The organism is Slackia sp. (assembly GCF_977041755.1).
Genome location: NZ_CDRRGL010000140.1, coordinates 1 through 4,443 on the forward strand (window position 1 = coordinate 1; position 4,443 = coordinate 4,443).

Annotated in this window: 3 protein-coding genes; 1 reads left to right on the forward strand and 2 read right to left on the reverse strand. The window is 58.6% G+C overall.

What is annotated here, in order from left to right; all coding sequences use genetic code 11:
• Positions 1-100 precede the first annotated feature (100 nt).
• Positions 101-967 carry a GTP pyrophosphokinase gene (locus ACWI8T_RS08410; protein ID WP_449138614.1) on the reverse strand — a complete coding sequence of 289 codons (867 nt, stop codon included), beginning with the start codon at positions 965-967 and terminating at the stop codon, positions 101-103.
• 173 nt (positions 968-1,140) lie between these two features.
• Positions 1,141-2,565 (reverse strand): lanthionine synthetase LanC family protein, encoded by a 1,425-nt coding sequence (locus tag ACWI8T_RS08415; protein WP_449138615.1) that lies wholly within the window; start codon positions 2,563-2,565, stop codon positions 1,141-1,143.
• Positions 2,566-3,111: 546 nt separating this feature from the next.
• On the opposite strand from ACWI8T_RS08415, the gene ilvD reads away from it, so the two are divergent.
• A partial coding sequence (gene ilvD / locus ACWI8T_RS08420; RefSeq protein ID WP_449138616.1) for a dihydroxy-acid dehydratase occupies positions 3,112-4,443 on the forward strand: 1,332 nt, incomplete at its 3' end.

Genomic DNA, 4,443 nt, shown 5'->3' on the forward strand with positions numbered 1-4,443 from the left:
GGCCAACCTCTACTCTGAAACGGCTTGTATGGGTCCTCGAAGTGCGGCGATTCCGGCAAATACGCCCCCGAATTCGCAACTTTTGTCACTTTTTGCCGATTTACTTTACGTTGATCAAGTCGGCGATAGTTTGCAACGACAGATCGGTCGCCGCCATCTCGTCGGCACAGCGTTTGAGCTCAGCCTGTAAAAACTCTTGGTTAGGCACATCTTTCTTGTATTTGAGATCATGCTCGATACTTGCCCAGCTATCCATCGCGATGGTGCGAAGTTGAACTTCGACGCACATGCGACGGCCGAATTCGAAGCGATTATCGCCAGTCTGCGCTTCGGCCTCCTTTGACTCGACGGTATCGAATGTACCCGATGTATTCAGTTGGTCGATAAGCTGCGACAGGGAAATCTCTTGCGCTTCAATGGCCGCCTTGGCCGCGGCTCGCCTCGTTGCATCGGGGTCGAGTTCCGAATCGTTCGTGCGCGCAAGAATCATATGGTAGCTGCGATATCCGTTTGGCTTTGGGTGCAAAATGTAGTCTTTTTCCTGCACGACCTCGAAGCATGGGAGCTCGCGAATGAACTGCGCGACCGATGCGACGTCGTCGACGAGTGGGCAAATCACGCGCACGCCAGCTGCATCATGTACGGCGTATACGGCATTTTCGGCAGTAGGTTCGTATCCTCGCTTGATGAGTTTTTCCCTCATGCTGTCGGGCGACTTGATGCGCGTTTTCCACGATGAAATAGGCTTGCGCTCGCGGTTTATGCCGCGCTCCATTAAATACGTCTCGAGAGATATCTCAAAACGCCAGGTAATTTCCTTTAGTTTCTGTAAGTAATCGCCGTAGAAATCGGCATCGGGCGGCAAATCGATCGAGGGAAGAGATTGCTCTTCGGCCTCGGTGGTGTCTGGGTGGGTTTCGACGTGCTGCTGCGTGCCGATGGGTTGAAGAGTGCTCGATGGCTGCATGTAAGCTTCCTTTCCGCGCACCTACTATGGTACCTGGCGGCTCACGCGCGAACTGTTGGGGCGATGCGGGCGTTGCCAATCCGATGCCTGGCGTTCAGATGCTGGCAAGGCGCTTGAATACGAGGTGTGTGTGGAATGTTTTACCGGTGGCGCGACTTGGGATGGGCTTGCGTTTAGCGGCGCGGGTCCTCGGGAAAGGGGTCGTCGATCATGCGTGGCCAGTGATAATCGCCGCGTTCAAGCATGAACAGTTCGAGTAACGTGGATGCGATGCCAGCTGCGCCGTCGTAGAAACCGATGCGCTGCGAGAGCTCTTCGGGGTGCACTCGCTCCCATGCGAAAGGCCAAGAGGCCGACCCGTCGGCGTGTGTTTTCATCGAGCCCAGCAATATATCGCCGCAGCGTGTGGCGAACTCGCGCCAGCGCGGCGACCCATCGATGCAGTACAGACCCAAGAATGTATGCGCCATGCCGGCGTGACCGCAGCAGTAGCATACGGTATTCCAGAGGCCAGCCGACATATGCCCGGGTGCGCCGAGCGCTTCGGCTCCGTCGGCGAGTTGATTGACCATCGTTGCCCAACGAATATCGTTGTCGAGGGTCCCCATCAGGGTGGGGAAGCGCAATGTTCCTGCGATGCCGTGGCAATATCCCAAGTAGAAGACGGTGAATTCGTCATCTCCGCCCAATTTGTGGGGGAGGAGCTTGCCTCGTTTTTGCGGCACGGCTACGGCGTCGAGGAAATCGGCGCATCTGCGTGCAACTTCAAGATAACGCGCATCGCCCGTGATGCGGAAAAGATGCGCGAGCAGATATCCCGACCCAGCGCTCCCGAAGGCGAAATTCGGCCAATCGAACGGGGTTTCGATGCCCGCGCCGTTGAAATCGATGCCGCCGCGCGGGCTTTCCGCGCCCCAGTGCAGGTATTGTGCGCCAGCGGCCTTGATGAATTCAAGCAACTGCTGATCGCCGAACGTTTCGTAGAGCGCGATGAGGAATAGCATAATGCCACCGTCCATCAGCAACGCGGGGCTGCCGGTCCAATAGGGGCCGCTTTCGCCTTGCTGCGTAGATTCGTCGGTATAGAAGCGTCCGATTGCTTGTGCCGCCCGGCGATACTTTTCGGCGTCTCTGCTTTCCGCGAAGGTTTTAGCGCCTTCGATGAGCACGAGGCCCACGCCGCCAACGCCCATGTGGGCGCCTAGGTGCACGCCAGGCACGCCCTCGCGGTTATCTTGGAAGGCGGCTTGCTCGGGAAGCAGCAGGTCGCGCCAATGCGCGGCTGCGTAGGAAAGCCCACAGCGTGCTTTCTCGGCGAACTCGGCGCTGCCGGTGACCTCGGTGAGTTTCAGATAGAAATACGCTACGCCGGCCGACCCGCTGTACAGCGATAGATCGATTGGCTGGCTCGCGTCCTGCTGCCAGAAGATGCCTTCGGGCGTCTCGTGCTCGAAGGTTGCAATCCAGCGTTCGGCCGATAGCGCCGCATTCAGGTAATCACTCGCGTTTTGCGCGTGGTGTGCCGGGAACGGTTTTCCGGGGGCGTAGGCCATGCCCTGCGGCGCCTGATTCGATTCGATTGAGCATGTTTCGCACATGGTGCTTCCTTTGACTTCCTCAATATTTTTCACGAGGACATTGTGACGCAGCAGGGCTTTGTTTGACGAAGATTTTTCGCTTGCCAATTATTTGGCGGGCCGTATTTGAACGCTTCACGGCCGGTGGCGCGCGTTTGCGTGCGAGCGGCTGACTGGTTTCCGCTCGCAGCGAAAAGTTGCCTGCTCGCAATCCACGCAACTGTTTTGTGAAATTCGTTCGCTTTATCGCATTAAAGCGCGATAGCCCCTTGCGCTTAGCCGTGCGCTCCGTATAATCAACGTCACTCAATAAATGCGACGACAGGGCGAGTAGGAACGAATCCATCCCACAGCAAGCAGGCGTGCTGAGAACCTGCGGTGGACGGCTCCGAAAACTCCCTCGAGCAGCGAAGCTGAACGCAGCTGGTCAACGCGGAACACCCACCGCGCGCCACCGTCAGTATGCAACGCCGGCGCCTTCCGTGATAAGGCATCGAGAGCGAAGTGTCTTCGGTCGACCGCATTCCTTGGGCTAGCGATAACGCTTGAAGGAAGAAGGAAGAAACGATGCAACTTCGTAGCGATGCCGTTAAAGTTGGCGTGGCGCGTGCTCCCCACCGCAGCCTGCTGAAGGCCGACGGCCTTACCGATGAAGAAATGAAGAAGCCCCTCGTCGCGGTGTTCAATTCCCGCAACGACATTATTCCGGGTCACAATAACCTCGATAAAATCTGCGAAGCCGTGAAGGCTGGCATTTATATGGCCGGCGGCGTTCCGTTCGAGATTTCCACCATCGGCGTGTGCGACGGCATTGCCATGAACCACGATGGCATGCATTACTCGCTCGTTTCCCGCGAGGCCATCGCCGACAGCTTCGAATGCGCTGTTCAGGGACACCAATTCGATGCTGCCGTATGCATTCCCAACTGCGACAAAATCGTTCCCGGCATGGTGCTCGGCGCCCTGCGTGTGAACATTCCCACGGTGTTCGTTTCCGGCGGCCCCATGCTTCCCGGCCATGAAGCTGGTTGCAACTGCGGTCCTACGACCGACCTGAACACCTTGTTCGACGGCGCGGGCCAGGTGAGCGCCGGCACGATGACCGAAGAGCAGCTCAAGTACTACGAAGATACCGCATGCCCCACGTGCGGTAGCTGCTCGGGCATGTTCACCGCGAATTCGATGAACTGCCTGTGCGAGGCTTTGGGCATCGCGCTTCCCGGCAACGGCACCATCCCCGCTGTGTACTCCGAGCGCCTGCGTCTGGCAAAGCATGCAGGCATGAAGGTCATGGAGCTGCTCGAAAAGGGCATTTGCATCAAAGACATCATCTCTGAGGCGGCAATTCACAACGCCATGGAATGCGATATGGCGTTTGGCGGCTCCACCAACACGGTGCTGCACCTGACCGCCATCGCCATGGCGGCCGGCCATCCCATCACCATGGACGACTGGGACGCGGCAAGCGCCCGCACTCCGCACTTGGTGAAGCTGCAGCCTTCTGGCCCGCGCCCGCTTATCGACCTGTATGCCGTGGGCGGCGTGCCGGTTGTCATGCATGAGCTCAATGAGCTGGGCCTGCTCGACGAAAGCGCGATTACCTGTATGGGCCCGCTTCCCGAGTACATTGCCAACTGCACCAAGCCGGCCGACGGCGAGGTGTGCCGCAAGCACGACAACCCGTTCTCCAAGGTTGGCGCCCTGCGCGTGCTCCATGGCAACATTGCCCCTGATGGCGGCATCGTGAAGAAGAGCGCCGTCGACCCCAGCATGCTCACGCATACCGGCCCCGCCCGTTGCTTCAACAGCGAGGAAGAGGCCTGCGAGGCGATTTTCGCTGGCGAAATCAAGCCCGGCGACGTGGTCGTTATTCGCTACGAGGGCCCGAAGGGTGGCCCG

Bases quoted from the DNA above. Each gene is read 5' to 3' on its own strand.
- ACWI8T_RS08410 (WP_449138614.1), bottom strand. From the start codon at position 967: ATGCAGCCATCGAGCACTCTTCAACCCATCGGCACGCAGCAGCACGTC.
- ACWI8T_RS08415 (WP_449138615.1), bottom strand. From the start codon at position 2,565: ATGTGCGAAACATGCTCAATCGAATCGAATCAGGCGCCGCAGGGCATG.